This window comes from Gilliamella sp. W8123, assembly GCF_016101085.1.
Taxonomy (GTDB): domain Bacteria; phylum Pseudomonadota; class Gammaproteobacteria; order Enterobacterales; family Orbaceae; genus Gilliamella; species Gilliamella apis.
The window spans coordinates 179,974-201,203 of the sequence record NZ_JACFRE010000002.1 but is presented as its reverse complement, the minus strand read 5'-3'; the positions used below and the strand labels follow the sequence as shown (position 1 = coordinate 201,203).

The following is a 21,230-nucleotide window of genomic DNA, read 5'->3' as shown; positions in this document are numbered from 1 at the left end:
ATATTATAAATTCTATGCTCCAAAGGATATTAGCTGATAAATGGTAGCTTTATTTTGTTGTAAACGCAAATGATATTTGTTATCGTTTATTTGTTTGGAGGATATATGCATTTAGATAAATTACCCAATAATAAAAAGAACAGTTCATTCATGGAGTTACAACCTGGTTTAGCGGTATGTGTGAATAGTGCCGATGATCTAAATGCCATCGATATCAATAAAGCATTTCCTAGTAGTGATAAATGTTTATGTTTTAATTGTCAGTTACAAGGTAAGTTGAGTATGCAAGTTAAAGATAGGAAACTTATTACCCATAAAGGGGATTTGACTTTCGGCTTTGCTGATGGTGAGACATTTCATCTACAGCACTCTAAAGATTTTTGTAACATTGAAGTTATGATAATGCCTGAATTATTGGATGTTTTACTCGGCGAAATGGATTTTCAATTTTCTAATTTGGATAAGAAAGTGAATTTTTTTCTGCATCATCATCCCATTCATCAAAATAGCAATGTATTATCTTGTGCTCGCGAGCTATTTTACTTGATGCAAAACACGGACCAGTCAAATCGATTATTAGTCTATGCCCATGTATTAAAATACTTAAATTGGTACTTCAAGTCTTTTGATAATCATTTAGGACATCAAGAATTTACCCAATGGGAGTATAAACAATTTAATGATGCACGTGACTATTTAATCAATGATTTAACCAATCCACCAACCATTGATTGGTTAGCCAAGCAGGTTGGTCTTAATCATAGCAAGTTAAAAAAAGGATTTAAGCAGATTTTTGGTAAAAGTATTTATGCCTATTATTTGACGGAAAGAATGAATAAAGCTAAACAATTATTAATCGAAAATAGTGTTACTGAAACAGCTATTATGCTGGGATATAGTAATATTAGTCATTTCAGTTCAGCATTTAGGAAACAGTTTGGTGTGTTACCTAAAGAGATGCGCCGCCAGCATTCATATAATAATGTTAAATAGTGGCAGCACAGATCAAAGTTAATAATATCAGGTTGTTACATAATGCATGTTAATAGTTATAAATGAAACCAACGCCGATTGTTCTACCTCTGCCTGGTGATCCAATGGTTGCATCTGGACCATCCGGATACATGGCAGGAATATAATATCCCCATATATCATAAGATTTATTGAGCAGATTATCGCCCCATACATAAAATTCAGCATTTTCAGTTTTAACGGCAATTCGAGCATCAAGTTTGTTATAAGCTTTCAAACCAAAATTATTTTGTACATCGGCTTTACGAGAGCCAATATAACGATCTGTTACTTGTGTTTCCAATGATATTCCTGAAGCTAAATTAAGCGGTATAGAGTGTAAAATGGTTAAGTTAGCATTCCAATGTGATGTATCCGGTACTTGGTTATGTTTTTTCACATGAGCTAAACTTTGGCTTGGAGTGCCGACGATTTTAGCATTGGTGTAACCTATGCCGCCGGTAAAGTCCAAGTTTCCAGGTGCTTTCCAAAAACCATCTAGCTCTACACCATAACTTCGAATATCATAATTTTCAACCACAGATACAAATGTTGCTGGATTGTAAGCCATTAAGTGTTCACGTTTTGTATCGTTATAAAATAGTGCAGTGTTTAGTCCAACGGTATTATTTTCAGTTTTTAATCCAATTTCATAAGTGTTTACATAAGCTGATTTATAGGCTTGGTCTGAATAACCCAATGTGGCAAAATCGGTTCCTTCATCATTAAAACCACCTGTTTTATAACCTCTAGAATAGAGACCATAAAGGGTGGCATTATCGTTGAGAAGATAGTTTAATCCAAGTCGACCAGTAGTATAATGATCAGTTATTTTTTGCTTATCAAATGCTAAAGTTGGCATTCCCGACGCATTGTCGGTATAAATTGCGTTAGCTGACCATTTTGCTCGATAATTTTTCTTTTCGTAAGATTGGCGAATGCCGGTTGTTAATTTCAATTTTTCGGTAAGAGGATAAGTAATTTCCCCAAATAGACCTACATTATCTGTCTCAAATTTTCTCTTAATATCTGCATTTAAAGGATTAGTCGGGTAAAAAACATCTATAACATCATAGGTGTTTCTATGTCGGTTATTAGTATAATAATTAACTCCGGCAACCCAAAATATAGATGCATCAGGTTTTGAAGAGATTCTAAATTCTTGATTGAAAAGATTCTCTTTAGTTAAAAACGACCAATTTGAAGGGGGAGATATACCTATTAAATGGTTATATAATTTACCTTCGTAAATCGGTGCTCGATTGTCATTTTTAGAGTAAGAATAACTTGTTATAGAACTTAAAACACTATTATCAAGTTGATGTTCAACTTTAAAATTAAAACGGTAAATATTTTTGTCATTCTTATCGCTGCTATTAGGAATGTTAATTTTTGGATGGTGACCGTAAGGACGCATAACATACATATCATCCATACCCATTGCATCTTCTAATTCAGTAATAAATGAGATAGATGTGAGTTCTGAAGCTTCCCATAACAATGAACCTCTAGCGATTTTATTTCTAAGAATACTCACTGGTTTATGGTCATTAACATTTTCTAAAATACTATCTGCTTCATCATAACGGACAGCAAAACGGCCACTTAACTGCTCGGTTAAAGGACCACTGATGACACCTTCTGTTAATATTTGATGGTCTTGTCCAAATTCGGTTCTAAAAGTTGATTCAAAATAACTAGTTGGTTTTTTTGAAATAACATTGATGGCGCCAGCCTCACTATTTCTACCAAATAGTGTTCCTTGTGGACCTTTTAGTACTTCGACACGCTGAACATCAAGTAAATTTAAGGTCGTATTACTTCTTGACTGTGGCATCCCATCGACGTTAATACTAACCGAACTGTCATCGCCACTCATTGGTAATACCGAGCCGACGCCACGCATCCGTATAGATTTCGCCGCTCCCATATTACTAATTACTTGTACGCCCACAGTATCATTTAAAGCTTTTTCCAAAGTCATTTCGCGACGGTCAACCAATTTTTTATCATCAGCAATGTTGATGGTAAAAGGAATATCTTTGGCTGACTCTTTGACATGTCTAGCGGTAACAATTAATTGTTCTACTTGATTAGTATCGTCTTTTTCATCAACTGTATCTGCCATTGCACTAAAAGATAAACAGAAAATACCGGTCAATAACCAAGGTGAATTAATAATGCTTTTGTTAGAATAAAGTAAAGCTTTATTCGTTATTTTATTGGTGAAAACTAATTTGTATCTCATACTTTTTTCCTAAATTCAGCCATAACCCAAATAAGCAATAGGGGTATATTTTTGCTTCATTAATAAATTGATTATTTAACGTGCTACTTAATTAGCAGCATTGATATGTTTAAATAAGAATAATTATCATTTATAATGTAAATGTTTTGCTAGGAAAGGACTCCCCATATTGGGCAAAAATAACCGAATCAGGTCTGTTTTTTGCTAATTTCACTGTTTTTTTATTTAATTAATTGATTTATATATGAAATATTTTGCTGCTATTTTCTGAAATTTTGTGCTTATAAGCATGATATTGCGAAATGTTAGGTTGAATTAATCGCATCATTTGAAACTATCATTTAAATAACAAAAAATTATCTCTCATATCTAATATTCTTAACTTTGTCACTATATGTTATTTAGCATTTATATCGTTATTCTAAATTAGTTGTTAATCATTCTCTGTTACAAGGTGATTCTTATAAATTATTTAGTATCTATAGCTATATTTGATTACTGACCTCTGATATGCCAGCCTCATGATAAACGTCTTGCATCAACTGATTTAAATATGGCTATGAAATATGTAAATAAGTGATCAAAATCAAAATATTTAATATTCCAATTAATAATCTAAATTTGCACAAAAAAACATCTTATTAACCTTTGGTAATAAAGGTTAAGCATATTGTTTGAAAAAATTTCTTAATACAAATGTTGTTCCCATTAATTTATTTAATATCAATAAATTAAATGAATTTTTCATGATGAAAAAACAAATGTTTGATAGGTTTGACAATAAGTTTGCAATATGATAAAAGATCTCAACTGATAATAATTATCAATATCATTGATGGTCAATTTTATCTGTTTACAGATAAGTAAAATTTTTAAAAAAAGTAAAAAAAATGGCTATTTAACAGAATATTATTGAATAAAAAGCGACAAATCAAACCTTTGAGGATGCTGTTTGGGAAGTTGGTGATAATTTAGAATTGACTAAAATACTTCAGCAAGCGTTTCACACTTATTTTCGACTGATTGGAATATACGGTTGTTTTGTTTTACTCAATAAAACGAACACACTAACAAACCAAAAATCGGAATTTTGGGTTTGGTACCAGCTGGTCATTAATATGCAGCAATATGTGAATAACATAATAACAATAGGATTTGTACATGAAAAGTTTGAAGTCTAAATTAAGTTTATTTAGTTTGTGCATGATTAGTGGCTATAGCGCGGTTAGTATGGCAAATGAGATCAGCAATAAGACAGAAACACAACAACCTGATGATATAATCATTGTCGTCGGCGAAAGAGTTGACCGCAGCGAGGTTGAAACCGGTTCAAGTGTTAACATTATTACCAATAAAGAACTAGAGCGTCGTCCAGATCTGTACTCTTTAAATCAGGTATTAAAGGAAACACCTAATATCATAGATACAGGACTGGGAAACGAATTACCCACAATCCGCGGTATTGAAGGTTCGAACTCGCCTGGTTCTATGGCATTCTTTACCGGTGCGCGCCCTCGCTTTAACGTTTCAATCGATGGCCGTACCTCAAACTATAACGAATTGGCTTACGGTAATAAATCATTATGGGATATGAAGCAGATTGAAGTGTATCGCGGTCCGCAAAGCTATGCGCAGGGGCGTAATGCTATTGCCGGATCGGTGGTTATGCAAAGTAACGACCCAGTCAATGAATACGAAAGTGCAGTAAAGTTTGATTACGGTAATCAAAACCGTCGCCAGTACGCAGCGATGCTTTCCGGGCCTGTACTTAAAGATGAATTATTATTACGCCTGAGTATGGATCGACAAGAGCGACAGTCATCTGAACATCTTGCTGATTATTATCCGGCAGGTAACTCGCGTAAATTTGAAGCAACTACAGTGAGAGCAAAGCTTTATTGGTTACCATCAACACTCCCCGATTTTTATAGTCGCTATACGTTTTCCCATATTGACTCACGAGCGCCACAGGGCGAGTTCAAGCCACGTAATAAGTCTGAAACTTACCGGGCAGTATTCCAAGTACGTTCAGCGAGTAATATTTGGGATATTGGTTATCAAATAAATGATGCTTTAGAATTTGAAAATAAAGTTATTTATTCAAACTATATTCAGGATCGTTATGCGCTTTCCTCCGGAGGACCAGCTCGGGTTGAAGGTCATGAAGTTCAGGTTGAGCCAATATTGAGATTCAATTCTGGAGATTATCGCGGTTTAGTCGGTTTGTTTTATTACAACTCACCTCAAGATGAATCGGTGTTATTAATTAAGAAAAACAATTATCACGATAAAACTGAAACGAAGGCGATATATGGCGAAGTAACGTTTAACCCTCTAGCATATATTGAAGTAAATATGTCTGCTCGCTATGAACAAGAGGATCATAAACGTAACGGAGGAAAACTCTTTGTTGTGAACTACAAAAGTAAAGAAAAGGAATTCCTGCCTAAACTTGACGTAGCCTATCTTTTTAACGACGCTCATCGCATAGGTGTCAAGGTAGCACGCGGTTATAACCCAGGAGGTGCCGGAATCTCATTTATTCCACCTTTTGCAACATATGAATACGATACTGAATATGTGTGGAGTTATGAGTTGTATCATCGTTGGATTTCACCAAACAAGCGCCTAAAACTTAGTACCAATCTATTTTATAATGACTATAAAAATTTACAGCTTCCTTATTATAATATTTTTGGTAGCCCAGTAATTGATAATGCCGATAAAGCAGTGACTTATGGTGTAGAGTTTAATCTTAATTGGCAAGCAACAAATGATTTAAATCTTTTTGCAGGCGTAGGGTTGCTGAAAACTAAAATTAAAGAATTTTCAGGGAATCCAAATTATAAAAATAATAAACTCAGCCGTTCTCCCGGTTATACATTCAATATAGGTAGTTATTATACATTGCCTGCGGGCTTTGAAATTGGAGCTAACTTAAATTACACCGACTCTTATTACTCATCCGTATCGAATAGTAAAGATTCAAAAACTAACGGATACTCACAGGCAAACGCGTATATAACCTATAACTTCAAACATGGCAATATAAAGCTCTATACCGAAAATGCATTTAACTCTGATAAAAAAACTAAAATTATTGATGGTGGGTATACAACTTATCAACAGCCACGTATGGTGGGGATTTCTACAGAGCTGAGATTTTAACAACGATAGTCGCTGTATAATTATCAATGTGATTTAAGGTTAAATTATATGAACAACTCAAATAATACTGGATTTCTCCTGTATTGATATAACTGACTAGATTCTATTAATGGGACCGTTATGCCTACTTTGCCAGTATAGTTCGCTTAGCAAAGCAAAAAACTTAAGCAAAGAAAAAATTTCGGCAGTAAAAAGGTTAACTTATTGTAAGAGAAAGCAAAGGCATTCGAGGTTAATATGTTTAATTGCGATAACCTAGAGATTGTTTCTTATTACATGATAGATATAGGCTAAGGATACACTTAATTATGAATCACACGGATATATTTCTGCCAGTAAAGAATAAAGTATCTCATTCAATATTTTTGGCATCAATTGCTCAGGTGCTTAAACTGAGTATCTGGTTAACGTTGATCTGGGTTTTACACCAATTGATGTTGGATGCTAGCGTCTTCCCGGGATTGCCGATTGTCTCTCTACTTGTTCTGAGTATTCTTTTTTATACGCTGAGAACTTATGCTCACGATAAGTCTCACTATGCGGCATTTGAACTAGAAAAAATATTACGAACTAGGCTTATCAAAAAGATCAATCAATTGCCAATTGAAACGGTTAGAAACATGGGCAACGGAAATCTTGTCAAAACATTAATTGATGATATTAAAGAATTACATGCCTTTGTGGCTGATGCTCCGCCCTTAAAAGCCGAGGCATTCGTTACGCCAATTTTTACCTTGCTGGTTTTATTTATCTTTAATTGGGTCTTTGCAAGCATTGTATTTGCCATCACTTTAGTTACTTTTCTACTGCTGAGTTTTATCATGAAAAAAGCTAAGCTTTTAAAGGAAAGCTATAATAATGCAACTATTCAAATCAACAGTAAAATCATTGAATATATTCAGGGAATGAGTGCGGTAAGAACATTTGATGCCGGGGAGGGAGCATTCGGTCAATATCAAAAAGCACTGGAAAACTATAGCCAGGTGGTCTTTCATTGGTTGCAATCTATGCGATTGTCTACAAAAATTGCTCGCAGCCTTTTCTCCGCTATGCCGATGAGTATCATATTAGTTGTTGGATTGAGTTTAGCCCAACTAAATGACCAAATCTCATTTATCACGACGTTCTGTTTTTTATTGCTGGCGATCGGTATTGCAGAAAGTGTTCATCCAGTGATGAGTCTATTTCAGATATTACAAAAGTCAAAGGCAGCAATAGAAAGGATATTTGAAGTTGAAAATCTACCAATTTTAGCGGCGCCTTCCAACCCGCTATTACCTGATAATAATGAGATAATTTTCAAAAACGTTGGGTTTTGTTACCAGAATTCTGACTCTGTTTTATCCAATATCAATATCAAAATTCCTGAAAATTCATTTACCGCTCTTATTGGTACATCTGGTTCTGGTAAGACAACTCTGACAAATCTTATTCCTCGTTTTCTTGATGCAACCTCTGGAACGATAACTTTAGGTGGAGTTAATATAAAAGAGATTGAATACGCTGAACTTATGTCGAGAATCTCATTTGTTTTTCAAGATAACTTTTTATTCTCATGCTCTATCGCAGATAACATACGCTATGGGTTGGACGATATCTCTGATGAAGATGTTATTGAAGCCGCCAAAAAAGCTGAAATTCACGACTTCATTTTGACACTTCCTCAACAATATAACACTCTGGCAGGAGAAAGAGGGCAGTTATTATCCGGTGGTCAAAAACAGAGGATCACCATTGCCCGAGTTTTTTTACAAAATCGACCGATCGTTATTTTAGATGAACCGACGGCTTTTTCTGATGCCCGAAATGAGGCCTTGTTGTTAAAAGCCTTTAACCGTTTAATTGATAAAAATAAAACTGTCATTATGGTAACCCACCGCTTATCGACGATTGTCAATGCCGACCAAATAATATTATTGGATAAAGGGATGATTAAAACTCATGGGACACATAATGATTTAATCGAAAATTCTAGTGATTATAAATTGTTATGGCAAGAGTATAACAAAGCAAAAGATTGGTCGATTCCAGTCAATAATTTGGCTGATGGAGAAAAGTGATGAAAGAGTATATTAATACAGACACACGCACAACAAAATCATTGCTGAAAACGTATATTGGCTTAATCAATGCGGCTGGTAAGCAAAAGAAAATATTGATCCGCAGTCTGATTTATACTGTGATCTCCTCTTGTCTATTTGGCGTTTCGTTGGTTTTACTATATCCCTTATTTGCAGCACTAGAAGCCAAAAGTGTTACTGCAACAGTTACTCATTTAATTATTGTCGTTGTTCTATTGATAGGTAGTTTTATTTTTAAGGTGCTTTGTGAACGCTATGATGCGGATGGTTATTCGACGTTGGCAGTTACCGAGCTAAGGGAAAAATTAGGTAACAAGCTAAGACATATTTCCTTAGATTATTTAAGTCAGTTTAGATCTGGGGAAATAAATTACCTTATGATGCAAAGTGTAAATGAAGCGGCAGTATTTACATTTATGCTACTCAATATCATCATTATCGGCGTGGTTGTACCTCTATCAGCTGCAATCGCCTTGTTCTTTTACAGTTGGCAACTTTCTTTGATGATGCTTTTGGTCTTTCCAATGGCAATTCCACTCTACCTGTGGCGTAGGAAGGCCTATCGCAGAGGTTTTAGCATTCTGGCAGAAGCCAATGCCAAATTAAAAGGGGAAGCTGTCGAGTTTGTACAAGGACTTGACGTATTAAAATCGACAGGCCAAACCGAAGAGAAGATGACAGAGTTTATTAAGGTAACAACAGATGTGGCAAATATACTGCGTATTGGCACAAAAAAAGGCGAAAAACCTAACTTAATTATAACTATCGTGATCCAAATTGGTTTGATCCTTATCATCTCGTTAGGTGCCTATTTGGTGAATGCTACGACCATTTCTTACCTCTTATTAGCCAGCGTGTTATTAATCGTTGCTCGTTCCACGGATGTATTAAATTATTTTGTACAAATGTCATCAATGCTTGAATCATTAGTTATAGGGTACGAAAAATTGCAGGAACTGTTGAATGCACCATCATTACCTGAAAAAAAGGCAGAGATTATGCCTGATCACTATAATATTGAATTTGAACGAGTTAACTTTTCGTACCGAGGGCAAGACAAATATGTTCTTAAGGATATATCCCTTCAGATCCCAGAAAAAGCATTAACCGCTTTGGTCGGTGCCAGTGGTTGCGGTAAGACTACAATAACCAAGCTTATTCTTCGGTTTGCTGATGTAAAATCAGGAAGTATTAAAATCGGTGGTATTGATATTCGAGATATGTCTCAGAGTAAGTTAATGAGCCTAGTCTCTGTAGTATTTCAGGATGTCTATTTGTTTCAAGACACCATTATTAATAACATTAGAATGGCAAAATTATCCGCTAGTGACGAGGAAGTCATCGAAGTTTGTAAACAGGCAAATTGCCACGAATTTATCCAGAATTTCCGCGACGGTTATCAAACACAACTCAATGATATTGGTAAAAGTCTCTCTGGTGGGGAGAGGCAGCGTATCTCTATTGCCAGAGCCATTTTGAAAAATGCACCTATTCTTATCCTCGATGAGCCAACTGCCGCTCTCGATACTGAGAATGAACTGGCAGTGCAAAAGGTGATTAATAAGCTAGTGCAAGGGAAAACAGTATTAGTTATCGCTCATCGACTTTCTACTATCATCGGTGCTGAGCAAATTGTAGTAATTGATAAAGGCGAAATAGTGGAAAGTGGTACTCACCAGCAGTTATTGCAACAAGATGGAATTTATAAAGAGTTTTGGCATCTTCAGCAAAATTAACTCTATCTGCCGCATTAATGTTGTTGCCCACTGTGAGTTACGAAGTGTAGACAGCTTAATGTGTTGCAACATTTTTAGTCGTTTGCTCTTCGTCTTTGAAATTGGATGATAAATTTTTTAGTAAGTTCGTTATTGTGAGGTTGATATGCAAAAGAAGACATTGTCTTTATCCTTTATATGTTTGTTGATAACCGTTTTTTTAGACCAAATTGGTTTATTTCTTATTAACCCGATTATCCCCTCTTTGTTGGAATCGGTAACTCACGAGGGGGTCGTTGATAATGCGCTTATCGGTGGGTGGCTGCTAGCAACTTTTGGTATAATGCAGTTTATTTTTGCGCCAGTAATGGGGGCGGTTTCCGATAAATTTGGTCGCAAGCCAATTTTAATTATTTGCTTCACGGCATTTACCCTTGATTATTTTTTATATGCCATTAGCCAAAATTTATATCTTTTATTTCTAGCTCGAATTATCGCTGGTATTGCTGGCTCTTCAGTCATTGTTTCTCTGGCAAGTGTCGCGGATATGAGTGATGAAAAAAGTAAAATGCAGAATTATGGTTTTATATTTGGCGTAATGAGTTTGGGCTTAGTTATTGGACCATCTATCTCAGCAGTTGTAGTTCAGTCTGGGATAAGAGTTCCTTTTTATGTTGCTGCTATCTTTAGCTTGCTGGGGTTACTGTGCGTTATTTTCTTTTTTAAAGAAACGCTACCTAAAGACAAAAGAAGAGCATTTAAAATTGATAATCCGTTTTCTTCGGTAGCTTATTTTCTTAAGTGTAAAGGCTTATTTCACCTATTTATTGTGCAAATTATTTTTATGTTTGCGACGCAGTTCTCTATTATCTTGTGGCCATTTTTTACAAAATATCGTTTTACATGGAATGATAGTCAAATCGCAACATCTTTTGTCATCCTTGGAATCGGAGGCTTATTTGCCCAAACAGTTTTGCTTAAGCTAGTTCGCTATGTGCTAAGCGATCATCAAGTTCCTTTATTAGGATTCATTTTATTTGCGCTTGGGTTGACATGCATTGCTCTTTCTAATAGTACTTTAGCGATATACATGGCGATGATGATTTATAGTTTTTCAAGCATCAGTAACTCCTCCATTGTAAGTATTTTTTCATCGCAGGTTACTGATTCAAAGCAAGGGCTGTTAATGGGAGCATTGTCGTCTATTACCAGTTTTTGGGCTGTATTAGGGCCAGTTTGTGCTACCAGTATGTATTACTTTACGGTTAGTCTACCCTTACCAAATAGTGATGGTTATCCATTTATTTTTTCAGCAATTTTGGTGTTGATATGCTTAATCCCGCTATCTACAGGATTAAAAATAGTAACCGCTAAACATAATTAATCGTTGTCACGTTAAGGTTTATATTAAAATGACCCATAAAAAGATAAAAAATATCCCCAAACAGATTTGTTTTTTATTTTTTAATTTATATTCCACGCAGTCTCTTGGCATAACCTTTTTGTCGGTTGCTTTGATTTTAGTTTTATATAATAACGTTACTGCGCTGGATAAATTAAGCCTTATTCTACTCATGTCTTTCTCAATTACTTTTAAGGTGTTATGGGCGCCGTTTATTGATAAATATTTAAAAACATCGTCAGGCTATTATCAGAATTGGCTGTTGGTTGCACAATTTTTGATGATATTGTTTTTATTTACGATTACTTTTATTTATTCAGTTAATGATTATTTATTAGTTTTATTGGTCATTTTATTTTTTCATTTAGCAAACACAACCTATCTAGAGCATATGACCAACCTCATGCCATCGTTAATTCCAGAATTACATCATTATATGGTTAAGATGGAAAACTGCTAAAGATTAATACTGCTAAAGCGTCAGTTGCTAAAATTATTGCATAAGGCTGTATTTAATTATAATGATAATTTATAATTTTATGTTAATCAATGTGTTAGCATGATATCAGAGATTTTTTAGCGGTGGTATTAATTAATATTTATTGTAAATTTCCTATTTATCAATTAATAACAGATTTAAATTTTTCCTTCCTTTTGGCGTAATTGTCAATCCACGATTATTATCATTTTGTTTAAACCATTCTTGTTGTAGCATTGATTGAAGCAATAAAGTCCCTAATGGACCACCAATATGATCCCGATGTTCAGTAAAATCTATACAGCGCTTGCCAACACAAGCTGTGTTAGATGTGTTAAATAATAACTTATGTTCATTAAAAAAGAGTTTACCTTTTTCAGTAACTACAAAAAAATTGTCTTGTATAACAATAAATTCATTATTAATAAATGATTGGGTAAGTGCTACAGACCATGAGCCAGCTAAATGTTTATAACATGTTCTTGCCTCTTTAAATTTTTCTTTAGTTTTAGAGTTGGATAAAAATAAACAATCATTTGGCGGAATAATGTTAAACGTTGATTCAATAAACATTGCTGTATCTTGATTTTTTATTTCATAGTAGTGGTGTTTACCACATACTCTGTGATGGATAAGTGCAACATCTTCTAATTTTTTTAAATGAAACCGAGTAGCTTGTGGTGATAAATTCAGTCGATTTGCTAACCATGAGGCTGAAAGCGCTCTACCATTCATTAATTCCGTAATTATCATAATTCTACTGACGTCAGACATTGCATCCGAAAATCGTATTAAATCCTCACAATATAATTTACTCACTTTTTAGAATCTCCAAAAAAAGTCAATGGCATTTTTAGTTATTATTCAATTGGCAACCAACTAAGCAAAGCATATTAATATAAGCTTTTTTGCTAATTTGTTTAAATTTCTTTTTAAACATAATTTATAAAAAGTAAATAAGCTAATTGGATATTTTCACCAACACAAAAAGAAAGTACATGAAACTCTATGAAAAAAAATATTTCATTTTTGCAACTTCTATTCTAATGGTTGGTTACTTTTGCATTCACTTTTTTCTGTAGGTAGTCAGTTAAAAGCGAAATTTTAGTAAGGTGAGACCTTTAAATGACTCAAGCAGTTAATAGTACTAAACCAATGTATTCTATTTATATTATATGTTTTTTAGGATTATTTTTATCAACATTAGATACTGGGATTATAAACTTAGCGTTAAATTCCTTTTCAGTCGATTTTGATGTTTCTTTAGAATATATCGGATTATCAATTACTTTATATTTATTATTGCTAATTATTTTTCTAGTTCCTAGCGGTTGGCTTGGTGACTTTTTAGGGCAAAAAATAGCGTTAATAGTAGGCTTCTTGCTTTTTGGTCTAACCTCAATGATTGCTGGATTTTCAGATTCTGCTAATCAGCTTATTTTATCTAGATGTGGACAAGGAATAGGTGCCGCATTATTGCAAGCAAATTGTCTGGGATTGGCTGGTTTACAATCAAGCAAACAAAAAATAAAATTAAATTCTTTCATAATGTTGGCGATAAGTTTAGGACCAATTTTAGGACCTTCTTTTGGAGGTATTATTTTAAAATTATGGGGGTGGCAATTTTTATTTCTAATTAACGTTCCATTGTGTATTGTGGGATCTCTTTTTTGTTTGAGAATAAATGAATCAGTAATCTTACTAAATAAAGAGACTTTCGATTTAAAAGGAATGATACTATTTTTCATGATGTTAGTCGGTTGTGTTTCTCTTATTTATTCTAATAATATAAACCTATCGTCGGTTGAAACAAGCTTCATCAGTTTTTCTACTTTGATCATATTTTTATTTTTTTGGAAGATTGAATCAAAACACTCCAATCCTTTTTTCCCTGTCAAATTATTATCAATTTCGTCAATTAGATACATTTCAATTGGCAGTTTGATTTTTGGACTGACCGCGGGCATTATTTTTTCAGCATCACCTATCATATTTACTAGAGAAACTAGCTATCCTATTGACGAAATAGGATTAATTTGTACTGCTTCACCCATTGGCGTTATTTTAAGTGTATTTGTCAAAAAAGTAATAAATCCAAATTATAAAAAAATTATACTAATTTATGCTTTACCGCTTATGTTATCTGCTTTTGCCTTGCTTTTCTTGGTTAGTTTTAATATTTCAGTCTTTAATTATGTTATAGCTGCTATGTGCTACGGATTAGGTGGCGGACTGTTTCAAAGTTCATTAATTCAGATAGCGATGGAGCAAAAAAAAGATAAACAATCCACGATAGGAAGCTTGATAAGGCTTTTTCAAAATGGGGGAATTATTATTGGAGCAGCATGTTCTTTAGCGTTGTTAGAAATAGATATTTCCCCTTTAGAGAACATTTCTAACTATCAAACATTATGGGGTATTACTCTTGTTGTACTTTCAACCATGTTGGTATATTCATATTTTTCGTTGTTTAGGAAAAAATAATTAAAATTTTATCGGTTATCATGTAGCTAATTGTGCAAATAGATAACATTTAGGATAAATCATTATATAAAAGAGTGTTTGAAGTGTATTTATTTGTTCATTTATTGCAGAATTGTCTATAACTAAGCTCATCAGAGTATGAAATAGGATAAGTATCACTTAACGGAATTACAAAAAAATCTGGACGAATGGTTAGATTATTACAATAATAATCTAACTATTAAGGAAAACACGTCGAGTAATAGGGATTAGCTATGGCATTCAATGAAGATACACGCGTTAAAATACCTACCATTATGCATTTGGTTCGTTTAGGGTATCAGTATTTATCACTCAAAACACAGCAGTGGGATATTAATACCAATATTTTTCCTGAATTATTCCTTCAAGCGATTGCAAAAATTAATCCCAATCTAGAGCAAGATGATGTCAAGCGGCTATTGGAAGAAGTAAAATTAGCGTTAGATAATGAGGATTTAGGTAAAGCCTTTTATGAAAAATTAACCGCGAGTTCAGGGCCAAAACTTATCGATTTCGAATGTTTTAATAACAACAGCTTTCATGTGGTGACTGAGCTAACCTATAAAAATGGTGATGAAGAATTTAGACCCGATATAACGTTACTAATTAATGGTATGCCGTTAGTCTTTATTGAAGTTAAAAAACCAAATAATCCTGAAGGAATATTAGCTGAGCGAGATCGAATTAATAAACGCTTTCAAAATAAAAAATTTAAGCGCTTTATAAATATAACTCAGTTTATGATCTTTTCTAATAATATGGAATATGAAGATGGCGCCGTCCAACCACTACAAGGTGCTTTTTATGCTAGTGCCTCTTATGGTGAGCCTATTTTTAACTACTTTAGAGAAGAACTAACATTGATTTTATCTGAACTTTCTAAGCCGTTGGATGAGCAAAAAGAGCTAGAAATTCTCAAAGATAATAACAAAGAGACGCTTCGAAGCAGTGATGAGTATCAGCTCAATAAAAATGAGCTTAGGCCAACAAACCGTATTTGTACCTCATTATTAAGCAAAGACAGATTAGCTTTTATTTTACGCTATGCATTAACTTATGTGGCAGAAAAACAAGGGCTTGAAAAGCACATAATGCGTTACCCCCAAATTTTTGCAACCAAAGCGATTGAACATAAACTTAATGAGGGTATTAAAAAAGGCATTATCTGGCACACCCAAGGCAGCGGTAAAACTGCTTTGGCTTACTATAATGTTAGGTTTTTAACCAATTATTTTCAGCAAAAGCAGATTATTCCTAAGTTTTATTTTATTGTGGATCGGATCGATCTACTTATTCAGGCACAGCGAGAATTTACCTGCCGTGGCTTAACTGTTTATACCATTGATTCGCGTGAGGCATTTAGTCAAGATATTAAAGCGACTAAAGCGATTCATAATAATACCGGTAAGTCCGAAATTACCGTGGTCAATATTCAAAAGTTTAAAGATGACCCGGATGTTGTTTCAACGAACGATTATGATGTCAATATTCAACGGATATACTTTTTAGATGAGGTACACCGCAGCTATAACCCTAAAGGTAGCTTTTTAGCCAATCTAGAACAATCTGACCGAAATGCGATTAAAATTGGTTTAACCGGTACGCCATTATTGGGTACAGACTATAACTCGCGCCAACTATTTGGCGATTACATTCATAAATACTACTATAATGCCTCTATTGCCGATGGCTACACTCTAAGGCTAATTCGTGAAGAAATCGCCACTCACTACAAAATGGTTTTACAAAAAGCCTTAGAAGAAGCAGAGATTCAACAAGGTGATGTAGATAAAAAATTTATTTATGCCCATCCTAGCTTTGTTGAACCCATGCTGGATTATATTATTACTGATTTTCATAAAAGCAGATGCACCCTTGCTGAACCAACCATTGGTGCAATGGTCATTTGTGACAGTGCGGAACAAGCCAAGCAACTCTTTAAGTTATTTAATGAACGTTACCCACAAAATAACCAACTACTTAACCAAGTAGCGGCTAACGATAGTGAACTGACTCCATTAAAAGTAGCAGAACCAATCACAACCTATACTGTTAAGCGTAAGCATGAGAACAAAGTTAAAACAGCCGCGTTAATTTTGCACGACGTAGGTACAAAACAACAGCGTAAAGACTGGGTTGAAGACTTTAAAGCAGGCAAAATAGATGTGCTCTTTGTATTTAACATGTTATTAACAGGTTTTGATGCCAGACGATTAAAAAAGCTCTATTTAGGGCGTATAATACGTTCTCATAATCTACTGCAAGCGTTAACGCGGGTAAATCGACCTTATAAAGATTTTCGCTATGGTTACGTAGTCGATTTTGCTGATATTAGCAAAGAGTTTGATGCTACCAATAAAGCTTATTTCGAAGAACTACAAGACGAGCTGGGTGACGAAATAGAGAGCTACTCACAACTGTTTAAATCGCAAGAAGAAATTCAGCAAGAGATCGAACAGATTAAAGACGCACTATTTAAATACAATATCACCAATGCTGAAATTTTTTCACAGCAAATTAATGAAATAGACAATCGTGAAACTATTTTAGCACTTAAAAAAGCCTTAGCTAATGCCAAGAGTCTTTACAATCTTATTCGCCTTCAAGGGGAGTCTAGTTTTTTAGAGCAACTCGATTTTTATAAGCTTAATCTGCTTTACCGCGAAGCGACTAATCGGCTTAATCTACTTAACCTAAAAGAAAACCTTGAAAAAGGCACAGAAAACACTAACCTATTGAATATTGCCTTAGAAGATATTATTTTTGAGTTTATTAAAGTGGGGGAGAAAGAACTTCAACTGGCAGACGATTATCAGCAAACACTCAGACGTACCCGTGAGGCGCTGAACACTAATTTTGACCAAGATGATCCTAAATTTATCACCTTAAAAGAAGAACTGGAACGGTTATTTAAGAAAAAGAACTTGAGTGCAATTACCCAAGAGGAAATGAAAGCCAATACCGAGATACTCAATAAAATTTATGGGCGTATTAAAATATTAAATAGAGAAAATAATTTGCTTCGCCAAAAATACTCAGGTGATGTAAAATACGCCCGCATTCATAAACGCTTAACAGAAAAAAACGAAATGAGCGCGAATGAACGTAAAATTTTCGAAGCACTAAATGGTGTAAAACACGATACCGATGAGCAAGTATTACAAAACTTACAACTTCTAAATAATGAAGGGTATTTTAAACAAATTACCATGCCTACGGTCATTAACCATTTTATGACGCAACAACAGATTAATTTAAATCCTACTACCTCTCATTTTATTAATGATCTGGTGGTTAAAGAATACCTTAAAGAATTTACTAACGGAGCTCCTTAGTGGTAGTTGAACTCTCCTTTCAAGAACAAACTAGAACCTTAATTGACGATCTAAAAGCAATTTGTGCTAACTATGGCTTAGGTAACGATGGCAACGAATTTAAAATCATCACCCAAGCTTTTCTCTATAAGTTTTTAAATGACCAATTTGCTTCAGCTGTTAAAAAAACGCAACCTCACATAGCTAAAACTGATAAGTGGGAAGAAGTATTAACCTCAATGGAGTGTGAACAATACGAAATGCTCCTGTTGAGTTTACCCGCAGGGGTAGCGCATTTAAAACCTGTGCATTTTATTGGCTATTTGTTTAACAACCAAAATCAAGAAGATTTTGCTAAAACCTTTGATGACACGCTAATCGATATTGCCAGTAGCAATACCGACGTATTCTCCATTAAAACAGAAGGCGGGGCTAAGGTGGTTTTATTTGACCGCCTCAGCAACTTTATTGCCGACGAGAGCAAAAAAGATGACTTCTGTCGTGCTATTATCAACAAGTTAGTAGCCTTTAGCTTTGAACATGTTTTTTCAAAAGGCTTTGACTTCTATGCCACCATTTTTGAATACCTTATCAAAGACTATAACAGTAATAGTGGTGGTAAATATGCCGAATATTACACCCCTCATGCTGTAGCCCGTATTATGGCGGCGGTGCTAGTACCTGTTGAACAACGAGGGAAAGTAAATAACGTTAGCTGTTATGACCCCTCTGCAGGTTCGGGCACATTATTAATGAACGTTGCCCATGCCATTGGTGAAGCCAGATGCAGCATCTATACCCAAGATATTTCACAAAAGTCGTCTAATTTATTACGTTTAAACTTGATTTTGAATAATCTGGTGCATTCTATTCCTAATGTGATACAGGGCAATACTATATTGCACCCATATCATAAAGAAGGCAATCAACTAAAACATTTTGATTACATTGTGTCTAATCCACCCTTTAAGCTGGATTTTAGCGACTACCGCGATGACTTAGACACCAAAGCTAATAAAGACCGTTTTTTTGCAGGCATTCCAAAAATCAAAGCTAAAGATAAGGACAAAATGGAGATTTACCAATTGTTCTTACAGCATATTATCACTTCCTTAAAACCAACAGGTAAAGCCGCTATAGTCGTGCCCACCGGCTTTATTACTGCTCAATCAGGCATTGATAAAAAAATCCGTGAGCATTTGGTGAATAATAAAATGCTGGCAGGCGTAGTCTCCATGCCTAGTAATATTTTTGCCACCACTGGCACTAATGTCTCGATTATCTTTATTGATGGCACCAATAAAGAACAGGTAGTTTTGATTGATGCCTCCAACCTTGGTGAAAAAGTGAAAGATGGCAAAAACCAAAAAACTGTACTTACCCCAACCGAAGAACAACACATTATCGATGCCTTTAATCAAAAACAAGCACACGAAGATTTTTCAGTGGTGGTGAGTTATGAGGAGATTATCAACAAAAACTATTCCCTAAGCGCCGGGCAATATTTTGACGTAAAAATTGAGTACGTGGATATTACTCCAGAAGAATTTGCTGCCAAAATGCAAAGCTATACTCAAAACCTTGATGCGTTATTTAAAGAGTCTCATACGTTAGAAGAAGAAATTAAAAAGCAGTTGGCAGGGTTGAAGTATGAATAATGTAATAACTGCTTCTGAGTATTGTTTTTCTGTATTTGATGGTACACATGATTCGCCAAAGCAATCACAAATAGGATATCCTTTAATCACGTCCAAACATTTATCTAATAATAGCTTAGATATAAAGAATTCATATTTAATATCGGAGTTAGACTATAACGCTATAAATAAAAGAAGTAAAGTTTCGCAATGGGATATTTTATTTAGTATGATTGGAACTGTTGGGGAGGTTTATTTAGAGAAAAATAATGATATATGTTACGCGATAAAAAATATAGGTGTATTTTCATGTAAAGATGAAGATAGAGCTAAATGGCTTTATTATTATTTAAAAAGTCCAATCGCTAAAAAACACATAAAAAGATATTTAAATGGGGCTGTTCAGAAATTTTTACCTTTATCAGCATTAAGAGATTTTCCTGTTTTTGATTTTAATCAAAACTCAAAGTTACTGACAAGACTAATTAGTTTTTTAGATGAGAAAATAATAATAAACAATCGTATCAATACAGAATTAGAATCCATGGCAAAAACCTTATATGACTACTGGTTTGTGCAGTTTGATTTTCCTAATGAGGAAGGAAAACCTTATAAAAGCTCAGGCGGAAAGATGGTTTATAACAGCACGTTAAAACGTGAAATACCTGAGGGGTGGAGTGTAGATAGGTTAAAGCCATATATTAACTTTAAAAGAGGTATCTCTTATAAAAGTAATGAAATTTCGGATATTCAAGGGAAAGAATTTTTAAATTTGAATTCATTTTCATTAAAAGGTGAATTTAAAATTGAAGGAACAAAACATTTTATTGGAAAATATAATCAAGAAAGTTTAGTTTCTAGTGGTGGATTAGTAGTTGCTATCACGGATGTAACTCGTAATGCTGATATAATAGGAAAAGCTTTTATTATCCCGAGTATATTTGAAGATGGTGCACTTATATCCTGTGATGTAGTGAGTGTAACTTCCGAAAGATTGAATAAATTTTATTTAGAGCAGTTATTTAACTCTACCTATTATCATAGTTATATAAAGTACTATGCTTCTGGAACGCTAGTATTACATCTTAATTTAAATGGTATAAATTGGTTTAATACTATCTTACCGCCTGTAGGTCTATTAAATCAGTTTGAAAAATTTTGTAAGCCTATCTTGAAGAAAAAAGCGGTAATTTTAAAAGAAAATAAACAGCTCATAGAATTAAGAGACTGGCTCCTCCCCATGCTAATGAATGGTCAAGTCACCGTGAAATAACAGTGCTCGCTTTAGTTTGACTAAAGCGAGTATTTTTTAAAGCTAATATGTGAGTATTATAACAATTGACTAAACTTAATCCTTGTCTTGATAATTAAATCTAGTCGTCCAAAATGTCACTAGCTGAGCCTTACGAATGATCCTAAATAAATACCTCGCAGAATTACGGATGTTTTGCAACAAACAGCGTGTGCTTGTTACTCATTGAAAAATAACTACGAAATCGATAAAGGTTTAGCTGAAAACTTCGCCTCAATCTACTGTTTAGGATAATCCAACTCATCGAGGGCTGTAGATAACGTCGCCCGAATCCCATGCTCTGTTAAACGCCCATTATACCTAATCGTTTCACCTCATAATTCAGTGTATTTTCACTGGTGGATAATTTAGGGTAAGAG

11 protein-coding genes are annotated in these 21,230 nt (G+C 34.3%); 9 read left to right on the top strand and 2 right to left on the bottom strand.

Annotated features, from left to right (window positions below; genetic code table 11):
• Nucleotides 1-105: 105 nt before the first annotated feature.
• Nucleotides 106-993 carry an AraC family transcriptional regulator gene (locus H3T56_RS03725; protein ID WP_198192061.1) on the top strand — a complete coding sequence of 296 codons (888 nt, stop codon included), beginning with the start codon at nucleotides 106-108 and terminating at the stop codon, nucleotides 991-993.
• Nucleotides 994-1,042: 49 nt separating this feature from the next.
• Here H3T56_RS03725 and H3T56_RS03720 read toward each other — a convergent pair whose 3' ends face one another.
• A complete protein-coding gene (locus H3T56_RS03720) occupies nucleotides 1,043-3,259 on the bottom strand; it encodes a TonB-dependent receptor (protein WP_198192060.1) in 2,217 nt (738 codons plus the stop codon).
• 1,161 nt (nucleotides 3,260-4,420) lie between these two features.
• Between H3T56_RS03720 and H3T56_RS03715 the strand changes: the two genes are divergently transcribed.
• The 4 genes from H3T56_RS03715 (at nucleotide 4,421) to H3T56_RS03700 (ending at nucleotide 11,607) form a co-directional block, all read left to right on the top strand.
• Nucleotides 4,421-6,427: a TonB-dependent receptor gene (locus tag H3T56_RS03715; RefSeq protein WP_144187852.1), complete on the top strand. Its 2,007-nt coding sequence runs from the start codon at nucleotides 4,421-4,423 to the stop codon at nucleotides 6,425-6,427.
• 308 nt (nucleotides 6,428-6,735) lie between these two features.
• On the top strand, nucleotides 6,736-8,487 hold the full coding sequence (locus H3T56_RS03710; RefSeq protein ID WP_144187850.1) for an ABC transporter ATP-binding protein: 1,752 nt from the start codon (nucleotides 6,736-6,738) through the stop codon (nucleotides 8,485-8,487).
• Entirely contained in the window at nucleotides 8,487-10,244 is a 1,758-nt protein-coding gene (locus H3T56_RS03705) for an ABC transporter ATP-binding protein (protein ID WP_198192059.1), read from the top strand. Before H3T56_RS03710 ends, H3T56_RS03705 begins: the two co-directional genes overlap by 1 nt.
• Before the next feature lie 145 nt (nucleotides 10,245-10,389).
• Complete coding sequence (locus H3T56_RS03700; protein WP_198192058.1) at nucleotides 10,390-11,607, top strand: MFS transporter; 1,218 nt, start codon at nucleotides 10,390-10,392, stop codon at nucleotides 11,605-11,607.
• A gap of 631 nt (nucleotides 11,608-12,238) precedes the next feature.
• Here the strand turns inward: H3T56_RS03700 and H3T56_RS03695 are convergent.
• Nucleotides 12,239-12,922 (bottom strand): helix-turn-helix transcriptional regulator, encoded by a 684-nt coding sequence (locus H3T56_RS03695; RefSeq protein ID WP_144187846.1) that lies wholly within the window; start codon nucleotides 12,920-12,922, stop codon nucleotides 12,239-12,241.
• 306 nt (nucleotides 12,923-13,228) lie between these two features.
• On the opposite strand from H3T56_RS03695, the gene H3T56_RS03690 reads away from it, so the two are divergent.
• The 4 genes from H3T56_RS03690 to H3T56_RS03675 all read left to right on the top strand — a co-directional run bounded on the left by H3T56_RS03690 (nucleotide 13,229) and on the right by H3T56_RS03675 (nucleotide 20,832).
• Complete coding sequence (locus tag H3T56_RS03690) at nucleotides 13,229-14,587, top strand: MFS transporter (protein ID WP_198192057.1); 1,359 nt, start codon at nucleotides 13,229-13,231, stop codon at nucleotides 14,585-14,587.
• A 254-nt stretch (nucleotides 14,588-14,841) separates the two neighbouring features.
• Nucleotides 14,842-17,943: a type I restriction endonuclease subunit R gene (locus tag H3T56_RS03685; protein ID WP_198192056.1), complete on the top strand. Its 3,102-nt coding sequence runs from the start codon at nucleotides 14,842-14,844 to the stop codon at nucleotides 17,941-17,943.
• Nucleotides 17,943-19,580, top strand: a complete 1,638-nt coding sequence (locus H3T56_RS03680; RefSeq protein WP_198192055.1) for a class I SAM-dependent DNA methyltransferase — start codon at nucleotides 17,943-17,945, stop codon at nucleotides 19,578-19,580. Before H3T56_RS03685 ends, H3T56_RS03680 begins: the two co-directional genes overlap by 1 nt.
• Nucleotides 19,573-20,832, top strand: coding sequence for a restriction endonuclease subunit S (locus H3T56_RS03675; protein ID WP_198192054.1), 1,260 nt, complete (start codon nucleotides 19,573-19,575; stop codon nucleotides 20,830-20,832). The genes H3T56_RS03680 and H3T56_RS03675 overlap by 8 nt, the downstream gene beginning before the upstream one ends.
• The last annotated feature ends 398 nt before the right edge of the window (nucleotides 20,833-21,230 follow it).

What these genes read in the sequence shown, in the direction of transcription:
- H3T56_RS03725 (WP_198192061.1), top strand. Translation starts at nt 106, where the DNA reads ATGCATTTAGATAAATTACCCAATAATAAAAAGAACAGTTCATTCATG.
- H3T56_RS03720 (WP_198192060.1), bottom strand. Translation starts at nt 3,259, where the DNA reads ATGAGATACAAATTAGTTTTCACCAATAAAATAACGAATAAAGCTTTA.
- H3T56_RS03715 (WP_144187852.1), top strand. Translation starts at nt 4,421, where the DNA reads ATGAAAAGTTTGAAGTCTAAATTAAGTTTATTTAGTTTGTGCATGATT.
- H3T56_RS03710 (WP_144187850.1), top strand. Translation starts at nt 6,736, where the DNA reads ATGAATCACACGGATATATTTCTGCCAGTAAAGAATAAAGTATCTCAT.
- H3T56_RS03705 (WP_198192059.1), top strand. Translation starts at nt 8,487, where the DNA reads ATGAAAGAGTATATTAATACAGACACACGCACAACAAAATCATTGCTG.
- H3T56_RS03700 (WP_198192058.1), top strand. Translation starts at nt 10,390, where the DNA reads ATGCAAAAGAAGACATTGTCTTTATCCTTTATATGTTTGTTGATAACC.
- H3T56_RS03690 (WP_198192057.1), top strand. Translation starts at nt 13,229, where the DNA reads ATGACTCAAGCAGTTAATAGTACTAAACCAATGTATTCTATTTATATT.
- H3T56_RS03685 (WP_198192056.1), top strand. Translation starts at nt 14,842, where the DNA reads ATGGCATTCAATGAAGATACACGCGTTAAAATACCTACCATTATGCAT.
- H3T56_RS03675 (WP_198192054.1), top strand. Translation starts at nt 19,573, where the DNA reads ATGAATAATGTAATAACTGCTTCTGAGTATTGTTTTTCTGTATTTGAT.